We start from the raw sequence: 17,184 nt of genomic DNA, 5'->3' as shown, positions 1-17,184 counted from the left end.
CAGGGCGACGTTGACAGCCTTGTGGGACAATCCTATTTTTGCCGACCACGTCCGAATGGCTCGATCCGCCGGACGGGGAAAATAACCAGAACCCGCCAGATCGAGGGTGGAGCGTCACACCGGGCGGGCGCCCTCCAAGAAGTGCCAAAGGATGGCTTGAGAATGAAGATACTGGTCGCGGTCAAGCGGGTCGTTGACTACAACGTGAAGGTTCGCGTGAAGGCGGACGGCACGGGTGTGGAGACGGCCAACGTCAAGATGTCGATGAACCCGTTCGACGAGATCGCGGTTGAGGAGGCTGTGCGCCTGAAAGAGGCGGGCAAGGCCACCGAGATCGTGGTGGTGAGCGTGGGGCCGAGCCAGGCGCAGGAGACCTTGCGCACGGCGCTGGCCATGGGTGCGGAACTGGGCGATCCTGGTGCAGACGGATGTGGAGACGCAGTCGCTGGGCGTGGCCAAGGCGCTGAAGGCGCTGGCGGAGAAGGAGCAGCCCGGCCTGGTGATCCTGGGCAAGCAGGCCATCGACGACGACGCCAACCAGACCGGCCAGATGCTGGCCGCACTCTTGGGCTGGGCCCAGGGCACCTTCGCCAGCAAGGTGGTGCCCGCTGAAGGCACCGTTGCCGTGACGCGTGAGATCGACGGCGGTCTGGAGACGGTGGATCTGAAGCTGCCGGCGGTGGTGACCACCGACCTGCGCCTGAACGAGCCGCGCTACGCCTCGCTGCCCAACATCATGAAGGCCAAGAAGAAGCCCTTGGAGACGGTGGACGCCGCCAGCTTGGGCGTGGACCTGACGCCGCGGCTGAAGACGCTGAAGGTGGCGGAGCCGCCGAAGCGGGCCGGTGGTGTGAAGGTGGGCTCCGTCCAGGAGCTGGTGGCCAAGCTGAAGACCGAAGCGCGGGTGATCTGACCATGACAACTCTTGTTATCGCTGAGCCTTCTGCGGAAGGCGTGAAGGTCCCGACGCTGACCACCCTGGGGGCGGCCGCCAAGCTGGGCGGCGATGTGCATGTGCTGGTGATCGGTCAGGGCGTGGGTGCCGTGGCCGATGCCACGGCCCAAGTCGCCGGTGTCGCCAAGGTGCTGACGGCCGATGCCGCCGAACTGGCGCACGGCCTGGCGGAGAACGTGGCCCCGCTGGTGGTGGGCCTGGTGAAGGCCGGCGGCTACAGCCATGTGCTGGCGCCCAGCACCACCTTCGGCAAGAACGTGGCGCCGCGCGTCGCGGCCCTGCTGGACGTGGCGCAGGTCAGCGACATTACCGGGGTGGAAAGCCCCGACACCTTCACCCGGCCCATCTACGCCGGCAACGCCATCGCCACCGTGCAATCCAGCGACCCGGTGAAGGTGGCGACGGTGCGCGGCACGGCGTTCGAGGCGGTGGCGGCCACGGGCGGCAGCGCCGCCGTCGAGGCCGCGTCCGGTGCGGCCGACGCCGGCCTGTCGAGGTTCGTGAGCCAGGAGGTGTCCAAGTCCGAACGTCCGGAGCTGACCAGCGCCCGGGTGATCGTCTCGGGCGGGCGGGGCATGCAGTCGGGCGACAACTTCCCCCTGCTGGAGGCGCTGGCCGACAAGCTGGGGGCGGCCGTCGGCGCATCCCGCGCCGCCGTGGACGCCGGCTTCGTGCCCAACGACTACCAGGTCGGGCAGACGGGCAAGATCGTGGCGCCGGAACTGTACATCGCCGTGGGCATCTCGGGCGCCATCCAGCACCTGGCCGGCATGAAGGACAGCAAGGTCATCGTCGCCATCAACAAGGACGAGGAGGCACCGATCTTCCAGATCGCCGACTACGGCCTGGTCGCCGACCTGTTCAAGGCCGTGCCGGAATTGACTGCGGAACTGGGCAAGGCGGGCTGATCCAGCCCGTTATCACCCTAATCTACCTCTTGTTAAGGGTCCCTCCGCCAGTATCCGGGGGGACCCCACCAGGGTGGCCTTGCAAGGACAGACACCATGATACGCACGATCGGCATCATCGGTTCGGGGCAGATGGGCACGGGCATCGCCCACGTGACATCGCTGTCCGGCCATACGGTCCGGCTGATGGACACCAGCCCGGAATCGCTCTCGCGGGCCATGCAGGCCCTTGAGAAGAACCTCGACCGCCAGGTTTCCAAGGGCAAGATCACCGAGCAGGAAAAGGATGAGGCCCTGGCCCGCATCTCCACCGGCACGGAGATGTCGACGCTGGCCGACTGCGACCTGGTGATCGAGGCCGCCACCGAGAACGAGGACATCAAGCGCGGCATCTTCAAGGATCTGGTGCCGCACCTGAAGGCCGACGCGCTGGTGGCCACCAACACCTCCTCCATCTCCATCACGCGCCTCGCGGCCTGCACCGACCGGCCGCACAAGTTCATCGGCATGCACTTCATGAACCCGGTGCCGGTGATGCAACTGGTGGAAATCATCCGGGGCATCGCCACGGATGAAGAGACCTACCAGGCCATTCGCGAGCTGACGTTCAAGCTGGGCAAGACTCCCGCCGTGTCGGAGGATTTCCCCGCCTTCATCGTCAACCGCGTGCTGCAGCCCATGATCAACGAGGCGGTCTACACCCTGTATGAAGGCGTGGGCTCGGTCGAGGCCATCGACACCGCCATGAAGCTGGGCGCCAACCATCCCATGGGGCCGCTGGAACTGGCGGACTTCATCGGCCTGGATACCTGCCTGTCGGTCATGCAGGTGCTGTACGAGGGGCTGGCCGACAGCAAGTACCGGCCCTGCCCTCTGCTGGTGAAGTATGTCGAGGCCGGCTGGCTGGGCCGCAAGGTCGGCCGCGGCTTCTACGACTATTCCGGCGACACGCCCCGGCCTACCCGTTAAGGGGCCCGACGCACCGAGTCCACTTCAACAAAAAACCCGCCGCCCCCTTCGCAAGGGAGGCGGGTTTTTTATTTCTTATAAAACTTGATCAGGGCCTGCGCCTCGGGGGAGTTCCAGTCGGCATCGCCTTCCAGGCGGCCGATCTCGCGCCCCTGCGCATCGATCAGCAGGGTGGTGGGCAGGCCGCGCGGCTTCAGCACCGACATGGCCGTGCTCTTGGGGTCCAGCCAGGTCGACAGGTGGGTGATGCCGTGGTTCTGGATGAAGGGTGTCACCACGCGGGCGCCGCCCCGGTCCAGCGACAGGGCCACGACCTCGAAGCCCCCTTTGCCTCCGGCGGTGTCGCCCAGGGCGCCCTGCAGCTTGTCCAGCGACGGCAGCTCCTGGACGCAAGGGGCGCACCAGGTGGCCCACAGGTTCAGCAGCACCAGATGGCCCTTCAGGTCCGACAGGTGGATGCCGCTGCCGTCGGGGCGGGTCAGCGCCAGGTCGGGAACCTGGGGATGGTCCGGCGTTTCCGTGAAGGGGGTGATGCCGCCTTTCAGCACCGGGGGTGTACCGGCCGCGCATGCCGCACCAGCGCAGAAAACGACCGACGCGACCACGCCAATCCTTGCGAGAAACCGCAAAATCGCCATTCTTGCCATCACCCTCGTTCCACGGCCCCGCGCGGGCCCCGCTACAATTGGTCCCCGACCCCCGATGACGTCAACTCCCGTGACCCCGGAAAACGCCACGCCCGACCAGAATGCCGCAGCCGCCGGCACGGTGCCCCAGGGTGCCGTGAACGAGCTGTGGGGCGGCCGTTTCAGCCGTGGCCCGTCGGAGATCATGGAGCGCATCAACGTCTCCATCGGCTTCGACAAGAAGCTGTGGGCGCAGGACATCGCCGGGTCCAAGGCGCACGCCACCATGCTGGCGGCCCAGGGCATCATCACGAAGGATGACGCCGACGCCATCCTGAAGGGCCTGGACCAAGTGGCCGAGGAAATCCGCGACGGTCGTTTCGTCTTCAGGAATGAGCATGAGGACATCCACATGAACGTGGAGTCCCGCCTGAAGGAACTGATTGGGGAGCCCGCCGGCCGCCTGCACACCGCGCGCTCGCGCAACGACCAGGTGGCGACGGACTTCAAGCTGTGGGTGCGCGGCGCGTTGCAGCGCCTGGACGGCGACATGAAGGCGCTGCAGGCCGCCCTGATCGAGCAGGCGGAACGCAACGTCGACACCATCATGCCAGGCTTCACCCACCTGCAGACGGCCCAGCCGGTGACCTTCGGCCACCATCTGCTGGCCTATGTGGAAATGCTGGGCCGCGACCGCGCCCGGGTGCGCGACGCCATCGCCCGGCTGAACGAATGCCCGCTGGGCAGCGCGGCCCTGGCCGGCACGCCCTATCCCATCGACCGCGCCGCCACCGCCGCCGCGCTGGGCTTCGACCGTCCGACGGCCAATTCGCTGGACGCCGTGTCCGACCGCGATTTCGCCCTGGATTACCTGGCCACCGCCAGCATCTGCGCCGTGCACCTGTCGCGCCTGGCGGAGGAGATCGTGCTGTGGTGCACGACCCAATTCCGCTTCATCCGCCTGTCGGACGCCTTCACCAGCGGCAGTTCCATCATGCCGCAGAAGAAGAATCCGGACGCGGCCGAGCTGGTGCGCGCCAAGTGCGGCCGCGTCATCGGCGCCCTGTCCGGCCTGCTGGTGGTCATGAAGGGCTTGCCCCTGGCCTATTCCAAGGACATGCAGGAAGACAAGGAACCGGTGTTCGAGGCCGATGACACGCTGGCTCTCTGTTTGGCGGCCACCACCGGCATGATCCAGGACATGACGCCCGACCCGGCGGCCATGCGCCGCGCGGTGGAGGCGGGCTTCCCCACCGCCACCGACTTGGCCGACTGGCTCGTGCGCCGGCTTGGCCTGCCCTTCCGCGAGGCGCATCATGTCACCGGCCGCATCGTCCGCCTGGCCGAGGAACGGGGGTGCGGCCTGTCGGACGTGCCGTTGGATGTCATGCGGGGCGTGGACGCCCGCATCACCGAGGAGGTCTATGCCGTGCTGAGCCTGGAAGCCTCCGTCGCCAGCCGCACCAGCTTCGGCGGGACGGCCCCTGAACGCGTGCGCGCGGCCGTGGCCGCCGCCCGGGATCGGTTCCTGTGAGGGTACGCCAAATGACGTCTAAGGTTCTGCTGATGGCCGGCCTGGCCACCGCCCTGGCGCTGTCGGGTTGCGGCAAGATCGCCCACACCCTGGACACGCCGGACGGCGAGGACCATCCCCTGCACTTCTACCCCAGCCCCAAACTGGACCCGCAGCCCAACGCGAAGGAGGCGCTGCCCAGCTCGGCCGACCAGCCGGCCGGGTCGCCCGCCACCATTCAGCCCAGCACACCCTATGGCGTCATGCCGGACAGCCCCGTCATCTCCAACAGCGGGCCGGCGATGGGCGGCACCACCACCCCCTCGACCTCCGGTTCCTCAACGCCCCAATAAGGGCCCCAGCAGACGCGACGGTTTGGATTTCGATGGCCTTCTCCTATGTTTCCGGCGTGCTGACCGCCGATGGCGTTCCCCTGGACCGGTTGGCCGAGGCCGTCGGCACCCCCGTTTACGTCTATGCCGCCAGCCGGCTGCGGGCCAATTACAAGGCCTACGCCCAGGCTTTCGCCCGTGACCCGGTGGATGTCTGCTTCGCCCTGAAGGCCAATTCCAACCAGTCCATCATCAGCCTGTTCGCCCGGCTGGGCGCCGGCGCCGACGTTGTGTCGGAAGGGGAGATGCGCCGCGCGCTGGCCGCCGGCGTGCCGCCGGAAAAGGTGGTGTTCTCCGGTGTGGGCAAGACCCGGGACGAACTGGCGGCGGCCCTGGTGGCCGGCATCCACCAGATCAACGTGGAAAGCCTGCCGGAGCTGGAGGCTCTGTCCGCCGTGGCCACCAGCCTGGGCCGCACGGCCCCCGTGGCCCTGCGCATCAACCCGGACGTGGACGCCGGCACCCATGGCAAGATCGCCACGGGCCGCAAGGAGGACAAGTTCGGCATCGACCTGGGCCACGCGGTGGCCGCCTACGCCAAGGCCAGCGGCCTGCCCGGCCTGGCGCCCAAGGGCTATGCCGTCCACATCGGGTCGCAACTGCTGAACATCAGCCCCTACGACGACGCCTACGGCCACCTGTCGGACCTGGTGATCGCCACGCGTGAGGCCGGCCTGAAGGTGGAGCGGCTGGACCTGGGCGGCGGCCTGGGCGTACCCTACAAGGGCGAGGTGGCGCCCGACCATGACGCCTATGCCGGCATCGTGCGCAAGCGCTTAGGCAATCTGGGCTGCCGCCTGACGCTGGAGCCCGGCCGGTCGCTGGTGGGCGATGCCGGCGTGCTGCTGGCCCGCGTCATCTACGTCAAGGAAGGGCTGCACCGCCGCTTCCTGATCGTGGACGCCGCCATGAACGACCTGATGCGCCCCACGCTGTACGACGCCTATCACGGCATCCGCCCGGTGTTCGAGCCGGCGGCCGACGCCCCGCTGGCGCCCATGGACGTGGTCGGCCCCATCTGCGAGACGGGCGACACCTTCGCCCGCCAGCGCGAGCTGCCGCCGGTGGGCCAAGGCGAACTGGTGGCCTTCATGACCGCCGGGGCGTACGGTGCCGCCATGTCGTCCACCTACAACTCCCGCCCCCTGGTGGCGGAGGTGCTGGTGGATGAGGGGCGGTGGGCGGTCATCCGCCGCCGCCAGACGTTCGAGGAAATGCTGGCCCTGGACGTGACGCCGCAATGGCGCCACGTTTAAGGCGCAGGGCATAGGGCCCACCACAAGGACACAGCAGCCGAGAGGGCACCGACGGCATGGCTGAAAGGGCACTCAAATCCCGCAAGGACCGGCAGGCGGCCCCTGACGCCGCCGCCGTGCCCACGGGTGTCGTCGTGCCCTTGCGGATCGCCACGCCCCTGGTGCCGCCGCCGCTGAAACCCTGGCGCCATATCTTGCGGGCCGCCTGGCTGTCCCTGGCGGCGGAGCGGGTGGGCCTGCGGCTGTGGCCCCTGCCCGGCCTGCTGATGCTGGGCCTGGCGCTGGCGTGGTCCGGCGCCCTGCCCCACCTGCCGCCCTGGGCCCACGGCCTGGCGCTGGCCGCCTTCGCCGCCACCGTCGTCGCCCTGCTGGTCCGCCGCCTGCGGACCTTGCGCCTTCCCGACCGCGACGCCGTGTTCCGCCGGCTGGAGCGGGACAGCGGCCTGCGCCACCGCCCCTTCGACCTGCTGATCGACACGCCCGTGGGTCAGGGAGGGGCGGACCAGACCGGTCCCGCCGCCGCCCTGTGGCGGGCGGCGCAGGACCGGGCGCGGCGCGGCCTGGCGGGTTTGCGGGTCACGGGCCCCAAGCTGGATCTGCCCAACCGCGATCCCTGGGCCCTGCGCCATGTCGCCGCGCTGCTGCTGGCCGTGGCCGCCGTCATGGCCTGGGGCGACTGGCGCCCCCGCCTGATCGAGGCGCTGGACCCGGGGTTCGAGGCGCCGCCCGCCGGGATCGAGGCGGACCTGGACGTCTGGATCACCCCGCCGGAATCGACCGGCCTGCCGCCGCAGTTCCTGACCCGCCGGGGCAAGGCCGGCCCGGCGGAGGGCGACGGCGCGGTTTCCGTGCCGGCGGGCGCCACCGTCACCGCCCGCCTGGGTCCCCACCACCGCGCGCCCGAGCTGTCGCTGGATGAGGACGCGCTGGCCCTGGACCCGGCCGCCACCGGCGGCTTCCAGGCCAGCCGCACCGTCACCAAGGGACGGCGCATCACCGTCACCGACCGGGGCCGCACCCTGGGCAGCTGGCCCATCCGCATCATCGCCGACGACCCGCCGGCCATCGCCTTCCGGGAGAAGCCCAGCGCCACGGAGCGTTACGCCCTGCGGCTGGATTACACCGCCGCCGACGACTACGGCATCACCAGCGTCACGGCCACCGTGACCCCGACCACGCGGGCGGAAGGGACGACGGTGGAGCCCCTGGTGCTGACCCTGCCGGTGCCGGCCCGCCCCAGCCGCGAGGCTTCCAGCGCCGGCACGCCGGTGGTGGCCAACGCCAGCGGCTATTTCGATCTGACGGCCAGCCCCTGGGCCGGCCAACCCGTGACCATCCAGCTGACGGCCACCGACACCGCCGGCCAGACGGCCACCAGCGACACCCAGACCGCCACCCTGCCGGAACGGGTGTTCAACAACCCCACGGCCAAGGCCGTCATCGCCCAGCGCCGCGCCCTGCTGGACAAGGGGGAGGAGGCGCGCAAGCCCGCCGTCTCCGCCTTGCTGGGCCTGGCGGGGGAGCTGGATGGCTATGGCGGCGACCCCACCGTGTTCATGGCGCTGTACGCCGCCGCCCGCCATTTGAGCCTGAACGACGACGCGCGGTCGCTGGGCGACGTGGCCGACCTGCTGTGGGACACCGCCCTGAAGATCGAGGACGGCAGCCTGGCCTCGGCCGAGACGGAGCTGCGCGACGCCCGCCAGCGCCTGGCCGACGCCCTGGACCGCAACGCGTCGGAGGCGGAGATCCGCCGTGATCTGGACGCGCTGAAGTCGGCGCTGAACCGCTACATGCAGGCCCTGGCGGAGAAGAGCGACCAGCAGCAGGGCCAGGACGGCGCCCCGCCGCCGGACGACCAGAGCGCCCAGAATATCGACATGGGCCAGATGATGGAGCAGCTGGAGCAGATGGCCCAGACCGGCGCCCGCGACGCCGCGCGCAAGATGCTGGACCAGATGCAGGACCTGATGGAAAGCGTGCAGACGGGTCCCCAGAAGCCGCCAACGGAAGCCGAGCGGCAACAGATGCGCCAGAACCTGCAGATGCTGGAAAAGCTGCAGGACCTGACCAAGCGCCAGCGCGAGCTGATGGACCAGACCTTCCGCCAGGGCAACCGGGGCGAGGCCGACGACAACCCGCCGCAGCCCGGCACCCGGGGCGACGGCCCCAACCGCTCCACCCCCAACCGCCAGGGCAGCGCCCCCCGCCAGCCGCCGCGCGACCCCCCGGCCGAAGCGACGGCCCGTGACCTGGCCAAGCAGCAGGACGCCCTGCGCCGCGAGCTGCAGGCCCTGATGCAGCAGCAGGGGCAGCAGGCTGGCCAGCCGTCGGATGAGGGACAGCCGGATGGCCAAGAGGGCCAGGACCAGCCCGGCGGGCAGGAGAACGGCAACGGTGGCGGCCAGGGCCCCGGCCAGGCGCCCTCCCCCTGGACAAGGCCGACCGCGCCATGGGCCAGGCCGGCCGCGCCCTGTCGGAAGGATCGCCCGAGGACGCGGTGGAGGCCCAGGGCCGCGCGCTGGAGGCCCTGCAGCAGGGACTCCAGGGCATGGCGCAGCAGATGGCCCGCCAGATGGGTCGGGGCACCCGCGTGGCCCCCCGCAACGCCACCAACGGCCGGGGCCAGAACACCGACCCCCTGGGCCGCCAGATGACCGGCCAGGGCGCCACCAGCACCGACAGCGTCAAAATCCCCGACCACGGCGACCTGCAGCGGGCCCGCGAGATCCTGGAAGAACTGCGCCGCCGCGCCAGCGAGGCCGGCCGCCCCAAGGAAGAGCTGGATTACATCGACCGCCTGCTGAAGCGGTTCTGAGCAACCACTCAGTTCGGCAGCACGAACTCGGGGCGGATCTGCGCCGCCTGGCCGCCCTTTTCCACGATGTTGCCGTGGTAGACGGTCTTCTCGCCGGGGAACAGGCGGCGGGCCTTGGGCTGCATGCGCCAGCGCTGGAAGGGCTTGCCGTCGGCGCCGAGGGCGGAGGCCATGAGGTCCGGCACGTCGCGCTGGCGGTCGGACTTGTTCTGCACCGTGATGTCGACGAACAGCATGGAGGTGCCCTCCACGTCGCGGAACTCGGTCTTGCTGTCCACCATCTCCAGCCCCGTGCCCGGCGGTTCCACCCCGAAGCCGAAGGTGTCATACAGGCGCGCGGCGGCGGGCCAGGCGGCGACCACGGCATCGCGCTCCACCGCCAGGCCGGTGACGCCGCCGACGATGACCACCGCCAGGGCACCCCAGCGCAGGGCCGCGGACAGGCGGCGGGGCTTTGCCTCCGGGGCCGGCGCCGGTGTGGCCGGACGCAGGCGGCCCAGCGACAGGGGGGCCGGGGCCTCCTCCGCCATGGTCAGGGTGTCGTAGGCCGTCTCCCGCTCCATGGCCGCGGCCAGGTCGGCGAAGGAGGACGAGGAGGGGGCGGACGACATCCAGTCGTCGCCGTCATCCTCCGGCAGGGCCGCCGGCGCCACGCGGACGGGCGTTTCCGGCACCTGATGCCAGACGGAGCCGCAGGCACTGCACCGCACGCGGCGACCCCGCCCCAGCAAGGCGTCGTCGACCCGGAAGCGCGTGGCGCAGGACGGGCAGGTGGTTATCATGGGAGGCAGGGCCAGGCCGAAATCCTTAAGAGGCACCCTAGACTTAAACGAAAAGGTCGGGGATGCGCAAGGTGGGCCCCGGCCCTGGCCCCAACGGCGAAACGGCCTATCCCGTTCTGGCAGGCGGCACCGGATGCCGCAGGCACCGCGGCGTCCGGCCGGCGCGCTGGACGCCCGCCACCCGACCGTGCCATCACTAGGGCTGATACCAATCCCCTGGCCCGTTCCCCTGGAGGGCAGTTCCCATGAGCCGGCGCGGCCCTGCCGTCCTGTCCCTACGCCGCGATGCCACGGGCCGTTTCCTGCCTTGGCTGATCGCCCTGATGGTGTTCCTGTCCACCCTGGCCGTGGCGGCGGCACAGCTGCTGTCCGGCTGGGCGCAGCGTTGGGACAGCGGCCTGGACGGCAGCCTGACCATCCAGGTCAGCCCGGTCGGGGAGGTGAAGAAGGGCGACGGCACCCCCGCCCCCCTGGATGAACGGGTGCAGATGGCGCTGCACGCGCTAGGGGGCGTGCCCGGCATCATCAACGCCCGCCCCGTGCCCATGGCCGATGCCGCCCGCCTGGTGGAACCCTGGCTGGGCGACGGCGCCCTGCTGCAAGACCTGCCCCTGCCCGCCCTGATCGACGTCACCGCCGGCCCCGCCGTGGACGTGACGGCCTTGCGCCAGCGCCTGGCCGCCGCCGTGCCCGGCACCAGCGTGGAGGAGCCGGGCGTGTGGCTGCGCGACCTGCGCCGCCTGGCCCGCCTGGTGGAGGCAGTGGCCCTGGTCATCGTGGCGTTGATCGGGGGCGCCGCCGTGGCCGTGGTGGTCTTCGCCGCCAAGGCCGGCTTGGCCATGCACCAGGACGAGGTCGACCTCCTGCACGTCATGGGCGCCACCGACAGCCACGTGGCCGACCAGTTCCAGCGCCACATCCTGCGGCTGTCCCTGGCCGGTGGTGCCGGTGGCGCGGCCGTGGCGCTGGTGACCCTGGCCGTGCTGTCGCTGCTGTCGCGCACGGTGGAGGGCACGCTGCTGCCGCCCCTGACGCTCGCCCCCCTGCAATGGCTGGCGCTGGCGGCGGTGCCCGTGGTGGCCGGCGCCCTGGCCGCCATCAGCGCCCGGCTGACCGTGTTGCGCGCGCTGGAGCGGCTGCCGTGACGCCCCTATTGCAGCCGGAACCGCCCGCCCCGCCCCTGGCGGCGGTGGGTGCCCGGCTGTGGGCGCGCTTGCGCCGGTTGACCGGCGTGGGCGCCGCCCTGGGCATCCTGTGGCTGGGGGGCCTGCTGACCTTCGCCACCCACATCCCCCGCGCGCCGGAGGATGAGACCGCCGTCACCGACGCCATCGTCGTGCTGACCGGCGGCAGCGAGCGGCTGGAGGCCGGCTTCGACCTGCTGGCCGCCGGCCGGGCGCGGAAACTGTTCATCTCCGGTGTCTATCGCGGCGTCGACGTGCGCGCCCTGCTGCGCATGTCGCAGGCGACGCCAGCGGCCCTGGAATGCTGCGTGGTGCTGGGCTACAGCGCCGACGACACGGTGGGCAACGCGGCGGAGACGGCGCGCTGGATGCAGGCGGAAGGCTTTCATTCCCTGCGCCTGGTCACCGCCAACTACCACATGCCCCGCAGCCTGGTGGAGTTCCGCCACGCCTTGCCCGAGGATGTCCGCATCGTGCCCCACGCCGTGCAGCCGCCCAATGTGCGCCTGGACGGCTGGTGGCACTGGCGCGGCACCGCCGGCCTGATCGTCAGCGAATACGACAAGTACCTGGTGGCCTTCCTGCGCCACGCCCTGGGCTTATGAACCGCCCCTGGACAGCAGGGCGCCCAGACACTATCCCTGCACCATCAACCCCGTTAGCGGTCAAGGGCGATGCTGGTTCTGCGATCCCTGGTCTTCAACCTTGTCTTCTACGTCTGGACGATGCTGTGGTGCTTCGGCTTGCTGTGGACGCTGGTGGTGCCCCACCGCACCATGATCTGGGCCATCCGGGGCTATATGCGCACCCTGAACTTCTGGGAACGCACCATCATCGGCCTGAAGTATGAGGTGCGGGGGCTGGAGCACCTGCCCAAGCACGGGGCCTTCCTGGTGGGCGCCAAGCACCAGTCGATGTGGGAGACGATGAAGCTGCACCTGCTGATGGACGATCCCGCCATCGTCCTGAAGAAGGAGCTGACCTACATCCCCATCTGGGGCTGGTACGCCGCCAAGGCGCGCATGATCGCCGTGGACCGGGGCAAGCGCGGCGCCGCCATCCAGTCGCTGCTGCGCGGCGCCCGGGAGCGCGTGGCCGAGGGCCGGCCCATCGTCATCTTCCCCCAGGGCACCCGCACCGCCGTGGGCGCCTGGCGGCCCTACAAGGTCGGCATCGCCCTGCTGTATGAGGCGCTGGACGTGCCGCTGGTGCCCATGGCCCTGAACTCCGGCCTGTTCTGGCCCCGCCACAAGTTCCTGCGCCGCCCCGGCACCATCGTCATCGAGTTCCTGCCCCCCATTCCCCCCGGCCTGCGCAAGGACGTGGCGCTGGCGCGGCTGGAGGCGGTGCTGGAGCCCGCGACCGACCGCCTGGTCATGGCCGCCGGCGGTCCGGCGACGAAGCGCCCGCCCAACGCCCCGCCTCTGGTCGAGGTGCCCGCCGCCGGCTGAACGGGCCTTTCAGCATAAGCTTGGGGCGCGATTGACCGCCCCCGGTCCCCGGCCTACCCTTCACCGGAGCAATCATCCGGGACCGGAGGGTGCGCATGGTCGGGCGTGAAGGTCAGGCGACGACACCCGGGGGGGACACCTCCCCCGAGGCGCCCGCCGACTGGCCGGCCATCTCGTCCCAGGTCTGGGACATGAAGTACCGCTTCAAGCAGCCGGACGGCACGCCCATCGACCGCACGGTGGACGACAGCTGGCGTCGGGTGGCCAAGGCCCTGTCACAGGCGGAGCGCGACCCCGCCCTGTGGGAACCCCAGTTTTACGAGGCGCTGCGGGACTTCGCCTTCCTGCCCGCAGGCCGCATCCTGGCGGGAGCCGGCACCGGGCGCAGCGTCACCCTGTTCAACTGCTTCGTCATGGGCACGGTGCCCGACGACATGGGCGGCATCTTCGCCGGCTTGCGCGAGGCTGCACTGACCCTGCAGCAGGGCGGCGGCATCGGCTATGACTTCTCCACCCTCAGGCCCCGGGGGGCGCCGGTGGCGGGCGTGGGGGCGGACGCCTCCGGCCCTATTTCCTTCATGGACGTGTGGGACGCCATGTGCCGCACCATCATGAGCGCCGGCAATCGCCGGGGCGCCATGATGGCCACCCTGCGCTGCGACCACCCGGACATCGAGTCCTTCATCGACGCCAAGCGTGACCCCGGCCGGCTGCGCATGTTCAACCTGTCGGTCCTGGTGACCGACCCCTTCATCACCGCGGTGCGCGAGGACGGCCCCTGGGACTTGGTGTTCGAGGGCAAGGTCTGGCGCACCGTGCGGGCGCGCGAGCTGTGGGACCGCATCATGCGGGCCACCTACGATTATGCCGAACCCGGCGTCATCTTCATCGACCGCATCAACGCCCAGAACAACTTGGGCGGGGTGGAGGTCATCAGCGCCACCAACCCCTGCGGGGAGCAGCCGCTGCCGCCCTATGGCGCTTGCCTGCTGGGTTCCGTCAACCTGGCGGCCCTGGTGGTGGACGGCTTCACCCCCGACGCGCGGCTGGACCTGGACCGGCTGGCGCGCCTGGTGCCGGTGGCGGTGCGCATGCTGGACAACGCCATCGACGTCTCGCGCTTCCCCCTGCCCGCGCAACATCAGGAGGCGCAGGCCAAGCGCCGCGTCGGCCTGGGCGTCACCGGACTGGCCGATGCCCTGATCCTGTGCGGCGTGCGCTATGGCACGCAAAAGGCGGTGGACCTGACGCGGCAATGGCTGGGGGCGGTACGCCGCCACGCCTACCGCGCCAGCGCCGGCCTGGCGGCGGAGAAGGGCGCCTTCCCCCTCTATGACCGCGCGCATTACCTGGCCCGGCCCATGATCCGGGGCCTGGACGACGTGACACGCGCCGCCGTGGACCGGCATGGCGTGCGCAACGCCCTGCTGACCTCCATCGCGCCCACGGGCACCATCTCGCTGCTGGCGGGCAACGTGTCCTCGGGCATCGAGCCCGTGTTCACCTGGGAATACGACCGCGCCGTCCTGCAGCCCGACGGCACCCGCAAGACCGAGCGGGTGGCGGACTACGCCTACCACCGCTTCCGCCAGACCTTCGGCCCCGACACGCCCCTGCCCGACAGCTTCGTCGATGCCGGCGCCCTGCCGCCCGCCGCCCACCTGGTGATGCAGGCGGCGGCGCAGGATGAGGTCGACAGCTCCATCTCCAAGACCATCAACTGCCCGGCCGACCTGGATTTCGAGACCTTCAAGGACGTCTACCTGCAGGCCTATGACCTGGGATGCAAGGGCTGCACCACCTACCGCCCCAACGCCATCACCGGGTCGGTGCTGTCAGCACCCGCCGCCCCGCCGGCGCCCGACACCTCGCCGCCGCCCACCCCCGCCCCAACGCTCGCCGCCAGCGGCGCCGTGCCCCTGGACCGGCCGGAGACGCTGGTGGGAGCGACCTACAAGGTGCGCTGGCCGGGCAGCGACCACGCCCTGTACATCACCATCAACGACATCGTGATCGAGGAGCGGCGGCGGCCGTTCGAGGTCTTCATCAACTCCAAGAACATGGAGCACTACGCCTGGACGGTGGCGCTGACCCGCATGATCTCCGCCGTGTTCCGGCGGGGCGGCGACGTCGCCTTCGTGGTGGAGGAGTTGAAGGCCGTGTTCGACCCGCGCGGCGGGCAATGGATGAAGGGCCGCTACGTCCCCTCCCTGCTGGCCGCCATCGGCGAGGTCATCGAGCGCCACATGCTGGAGACCGGATTCCTGATGCGGCCCGGCGGGCTGCCGGCCGTGCACGACCCCGTTCGGGGGGATGGCGCCCCAGCGGAACCGGCCGTCGACCATCGGCCGCCGCCGGCCCAATGCCCCCGCTGCGGCCAGGCCAGCCTGGTGCATCAGGAGGGATGCGACACCTGCCTGTCCTGCGGCTATTCCCGCTGCGGCTGACCCCCGCCCCGCCGTCGGCGCCGACCATTGATCAAAAGAGATAGGGGACGGGTTCACCGGTGCCATGGGTGCACGCCGTCGCCCTCACCCGCCCTTGCCGGAAGGCATAGGCCACGCCCGCCCCGCGACGGCATCCGGCCGCCACGCCCCGCTGCGGACACGTCGGCCACACAACCGCAGGGCGTGCGGCATATCGCCCGGCCCCAGGGTTTCCGCCAGCTTGGGCAAGACCTTGCGGGCTCCGACCGCCATTCCGCCGCCTGTTAACATGGGGCGGTCCAGACCATTCCGATACCAGGGGTCCAATGTTAACAGAAGCGGAAGCTAGGCCGTGCGCCTACGCCCTCCGCCAGGGTGACGAAGGGCCTATTGGCGGGGGCGGCTATCCCCCGAATAAGCCCGGCCGATGACGGCCGATTATATCAAATTAGAGAAATTAGACCCTTTGGTGGTGGTAATAGACGCCTAGGACCCGGACCAGCCTAAGGCAAGCTTGGGTTATGCCCTGTGGGTGATCGACTTTTTCCCGCGATATTTCAGTGCTCCGATCGGTCATTACTGTCTCACCGATCCCGCAAATCCACGTGGGGCGTTGACCCGGAGGAATAGGCCACCGGGAGCGCCCCATCCGGGACCGACGCCGACGGAAGCCTTGGCACCCCGCCGAGGCCCCGACGGAAGTCGATGCCGGGACTGCCAAGATGGAGGGGGAGCATGGCGCACATCGACGATCCTCAGACCCAAAAGGCGAACCTTTCCTTCATCAAGGCATCCATGAAGGCGCCGCTGCTGAGCCGGGACCATGAGTTCGAATTGGCCCGCCGCTGGCAGCAGAGCCGGGATGAGAAGGCGCTGCACGCCCTGGTTTCGTCCCATACCCGCCTGGTCGTGGCCGTGGCCAGCCGCTTTCGCAACTACGGCCTGCCCCTGGGCGACCTGGTGCAGGAAGGCAACCTGGGCCTGATGCAGGCCGCCAGCCGCTTCGAGCCGGAGCGGGAGGTGCGCTTCTCCACCTACGCCGCCTGGTGGATCCGCTCCACCATCCAGGAATTCGTGCTGCGCAACTGGTCCATCGTGCGCACCGGCACCACGGCGGGGCAGAAGTCGCTGTTCTTCAACCTGCGCCGCCTGCGCGCCCGCATCGACAGCAACCCCTCCGCCACCTCGCTGACCGCCGAGGGCCGCCGCAGCGTGGCCGAGGAGCTGGACGTGAGCGAGCATGAGGTGGAAACCATGGAAATCCGCCTGACCGCCACCGACCAGTCGCTGAACCACCCGCTGAGCGAGGATGGCGGCGAGTGGCAGGATTTCCTGGCCGACGACGGCCCCTCGCCCGAGCAGATCGTCATCGGCCTGAAGGACAGCCGCAGCCGCACCGCCTGGCTGAGCGAGGCCATGGATACCCTGTCGCCCCGCGAGCGCACCATCATCGCCGCCCGCCGTCTGCGCGAGGACGGCGCCACGCTGGAGGAACTGGGGCACACCCTGGGAGTCAGCAAGGAACGCGTGCGCCAGCTGGAACACCGCGCCATGGGCAAGCTGCGCCAGAGCATCATGCGCCATGTGGGCCGGCCGGAAGAGCTGTTCGTGGAGGCTTGAGTTCGGCCACAGCTTTCTTGAGCGGAACTGCCCGCTCTTCAGGAGAGTGAGGAATTGGCCCTGTGTGAGAATGGATCCGCTACTGGAATCGCCCGGTACTCACCAAGAGTACCGGGCGTTTTCATATGGCCGTCAATGTCATCGCCCTGGAAGATCCTGGCGGCTCGCCCGCGAGATCCACCACACCGACTGCATGGCCATCGATCAAGCAGATCGGACCACAACTTACCCAAAAAGGGTAATATACTTTCTGATCTGCGACAAAAAGTTACAGCAAGAAATTC

The 17,184-nt window shown here is 69.8% G+C and carries 13 protein-coding genes and 2 pseudogenes; 13 read left to right on the top strand and 2 right to left on the bottom strand.

Annotation, left to right across the window (positions count from 1 at the left end; all coding sequences use genetic code 11):
- Positions 1-162 precede the first annotated feature (162 nt).
- The 3 genes and pseudogenes from UAA55_RS18860 (at position 163) to UAA55_RS18850 (ending at position 2,832) form a co-directional block, all read left to right on the top strand.
- A pseudogene (locus UAA55_RS18860) lies at positions 163-913 on the top strand (electron transfer flavoprotein subunit beta/FixA family protein).
- A 2-nt stretch (positions 914-915) separates the two neighbouring features.
- Positions 916-1,863 (top strand): electron transfer flavoprotein subunit alpha/FixB family protein, encoded by a 948-nt coding sequence (locus UAA55_RS18855; RefSeq protein WP_322954681.1) that lies wholly within the window; start codon positions 916-918, stop codon positions 1,861-1,863.
- A 96-nt stretch (positions 1,864-1,959) separates the two neighbouring features.
- Positions 1,960-2,832, top strand: a complete 873-nt coding sequence (locus UAA55_RS18850) for a 3-hydroxybutyryl-CoA dehydrogenase (protein ID WP_322954680.1) — start codon at positions 1,960-1,962, stop codon at positions 2,830-2,832.
- 68 nt (positions 2,833-2,900) lie between these two features.
- Here UAA55_RS18850 and UAA55_RS18845 read toward each other — a convergent pair whose 3' ends face one another.
- The gene (locus UAA55_RS18845; protein ID WP_322954679.1) at positions 2,901-3,437 is read right to left on the bottom strand and encodes a TlpA family protein disulfide reductase; all 537 of its coding nucleotides are present in this window, start codon (positions 3,435-3,437) and stop codon (positions 2,901-2,903) included.
- Between the two features lie 97 nt (positions 3,438-3,534).
- Between UAA55_RS18845 and argH the strand changes: the two genes are divergently transcribed.
- The 5 genes and pseudogenes from argH (at position 3,535) to UAA55_RS18820 (ending at position 9,437) form a co-directional block, all read left to right on the top strand.
- A complete protein-coding gene (argH, locus tag UAA55_RS18840; RefSeq protein ID WP_322954678.1) occupies positions 3,535-4,992 on the top strand; it encodes an argininosuccinate lyase in 1,458 nt (485 codons plus the stop codon).
- Between the two features lie 11 nt (positions 4,993-5,003).
- Complete coding sequence (locus tag UAA55_RS18835) at positions 5,004-5,324, top strand: hypothetical protein (protein ID WP_322954677.1); 321 nt, start codon at positions 5,004-5,006, stop codon at positions 5,322-5,324.
- A gap of 32 nt (positions 5,325-5,356) precedes the next feature.
- Positions 5,357-6,619 carry a diaminopimelate decarboxylase gene (gene lysA / locus UAA55_RS18830; RefSeq protein WP_322954675.1) on the top strand — a complete coding sequence of 421 codons (1,263 nt, stop codon included), beginning with the start codon at positions 5,357-5,359 and terminating at the stop codon, positions 6,617-6,619.
- 56 nt (positions 6,620-6,675) lie between these two features.
- Positions 6,676-8,934: pseudogene (locus UAA55_RS18825) on the top strand (DUF4175 domain-containing protein); the annotation flags it as partial.
- Positions 8,935-9,071: 137 nt separating this feature from the next.
- A complete protein-coding gene (locus UAA55_RS18820; protein WP_322954674.1) occupies positions 9,072-9,437 on the top strand; it encodes a DUF4175 family protein in 366 nt (121 codons plus the stop codon).
- An 8-nt stretch (positions 9,438-9,445) separates the two neighbouring features.
- Here UAA55_RS18820 and UAA55_RS18815 read toward each other — a convergent pair whose 3' ends face one another.
- Complete coding sequence (locus tag UAA55_RS18815) at positions 9,446-10,219, bottom strand: zinc-ribbon domain-containing protein (protein WP_322954672.1); 774 nt, start codon at positions 10,217-10,219, stop codon at positions 9,446-9,448.
- 245 nt (positions 10,220-10,464) lie between these two features.
- Here UAA55_RS18815 and UAA55_RS18810 point away from each other — a divergent pair, with 245 nt between their 5' ends.
- From UAA55_RS18810 to UAA55_RS18790, 5 genes are all read left to right on the top strand, one after another.
- A complete protein-coding gene (locus tag UAA55_RS18810) occupies positions 10,465-11,364 on the top strand; it encodes a cell division protein FtsX (protein WP_322954671.1) in 900 nt (299 codons plus the stop codon).
- Positions 11,361-12,008 carry a YdcF family protein gene (locus tag UAA55_RS18805; RefSeq protein ID WP_322954669.1) on the top strand — a complete coding sequence of 216 codons (648 nt, stop codon included), beginning with the start codon at positions 11,361-11,363 and terminating at the stop codon, positions 12,006-12,008. Before UAA55_RS18810 ends, UAA55_RS18805 begins: the two co-directional genes overlap by 4 nt.
- A 69-nt stretch (positions 12,009-12,077) precedes the next feature.
- Positions 12,078-12,854 (top strand): lysophospholipid acyltransferase family protein, encoded by a 777-nt coding sequence (locus tag UAA55_RS18800; RefSeq protein ID WP_322954668.1) that lies wholly within the window; start codon positions 12,078-12,080, stop codon positions 12,852-12,854.
- A gap of 95 nt (positions 12,855-12,949) precedes the next feature.
- Positions 12,950-15,301 carry an adenosylcobalamin-dependent ribonucleoside-diphosphate reductase gene (locus tag UAA55_RS18795; RefSeq protein ID WP_322954667.1) on the top strand — a complete coding sequence of 784 codons (2,352 nt, stop codon included), beginning with the start codon at positions 12,950-12,952 and terminating at the stop codon, positions 15,299-15,301.
- Positions 15,302-16,015: 714 nt separating this feature from the next.
- Complete coding sequence (locus UAA55_RS18790; RefSeq protein WP_322954666.1) at positions 16,016-16,900, top strand: RNA polymerase factor sigma-32; 885 nt, start codon at positions 16,016-16,018, stop codon at positions 16,898-16,900.
- Positions 16,901-17,184: the final 284 nt, after the last annotated feature.

Source organism: Nitrospirillum guanabarense (assembly GCF_034653355.1).
Classification (GTDB): domain Bacteria; phylum Pseudomonadota; class Alphaproteobacteria; order Azospirillales; family Azospirillaceae; genus Nitrospirillum.
The sequence above is the reverse complement of the archived record's forward strand: the minus strand, read 5'-3'. Positions and strand labels throughout refer to the sequence as shown.

What these genes read in the sequence shown, in the direction of transcription:
- UAA55_RS18835 (WP_322954677.1), top strand. Translation starts at nt 5,004, where the DNA reads ATGACGTCTAAGGTTCTGCTGATGGCCGGCCTGGCCACCGCCCTGGCG.
- UAA55_RS18810 (WP_322954671.1), top strand. Translation starts at nt 10,465, where the DNA reads ATGAGCCGGCGCGGCCCTGCCGTCCTGTCCCTACGCCGCGATGCCACG.
- lysA (WP_322954675.1), top strand. Translation starts at nt 5,357, where the DNA reads ATGGCCTTCTCCTATGTTTCCGGCGTGCTGACCGCCGATGGCGTTCCC.
- UAA55_RS18800 (WP_322954668.1), top strand. Translation starts at nt 12,078, where the DNA reads ATGCTGGTTCTGCGATCCCTGGTCTTCAACCTTGTCTTCTACGTCTGG.
- UAA55_RS18790 (WP_322954666.1), top strand. Translation starts at nt 16,016, where the DNA reads ATGGCGCACATCGACGATCCTCAGACCCAAAAGGCGAACCTTTCCTTC.
- UAA55_RS18815 (WP_322954672.1), bottom strand. Translation starts at nt 10,219, where the DNA reads ATGATAACCACCTGCCCGTCCTGCGCCACGCGCTTCCGGGTCGACGAC.
- UAA55_RS18795 (WP_322954667.1), top strand. Translation starts at nt 12,950, where the DNA reads ATGGTCGGGCGTGAAGGTCAGGCGACGACACCCGGGGGGGACACCTCC.
- UAA55_RS18820 (WP_322954674.1), top strand. Translation starts at nt 9,072, where the DNA reads ATGGGCCAGGCCGGCCGCGCCCTGTCGGAAGGATCGCCCGAGGACGCG.
- argH (WP_322954678.1), top strand. Translation starts at nt 3,535, where the DNA reads ATGACGTCAACTCCCGTGACCCCGGAAAACGCCACGCCCGACCAGAAT.
- UAA55_RS18850 (WP_322954680.1), top strand. Translation starts at nt 1,960, where the DNA reads ATGATACGCACGATCGGCATCATCGGTTCGGGGCAGATGGGCACGGGC.
- UAA55_RS18855 (WP_322954681.1), top strand. Translation starts at nt 916, where the DNA reads ATGACAACTCTTGTTATCGCTGAGCCTTCTGCGGAAGGCGTGAAGGTC.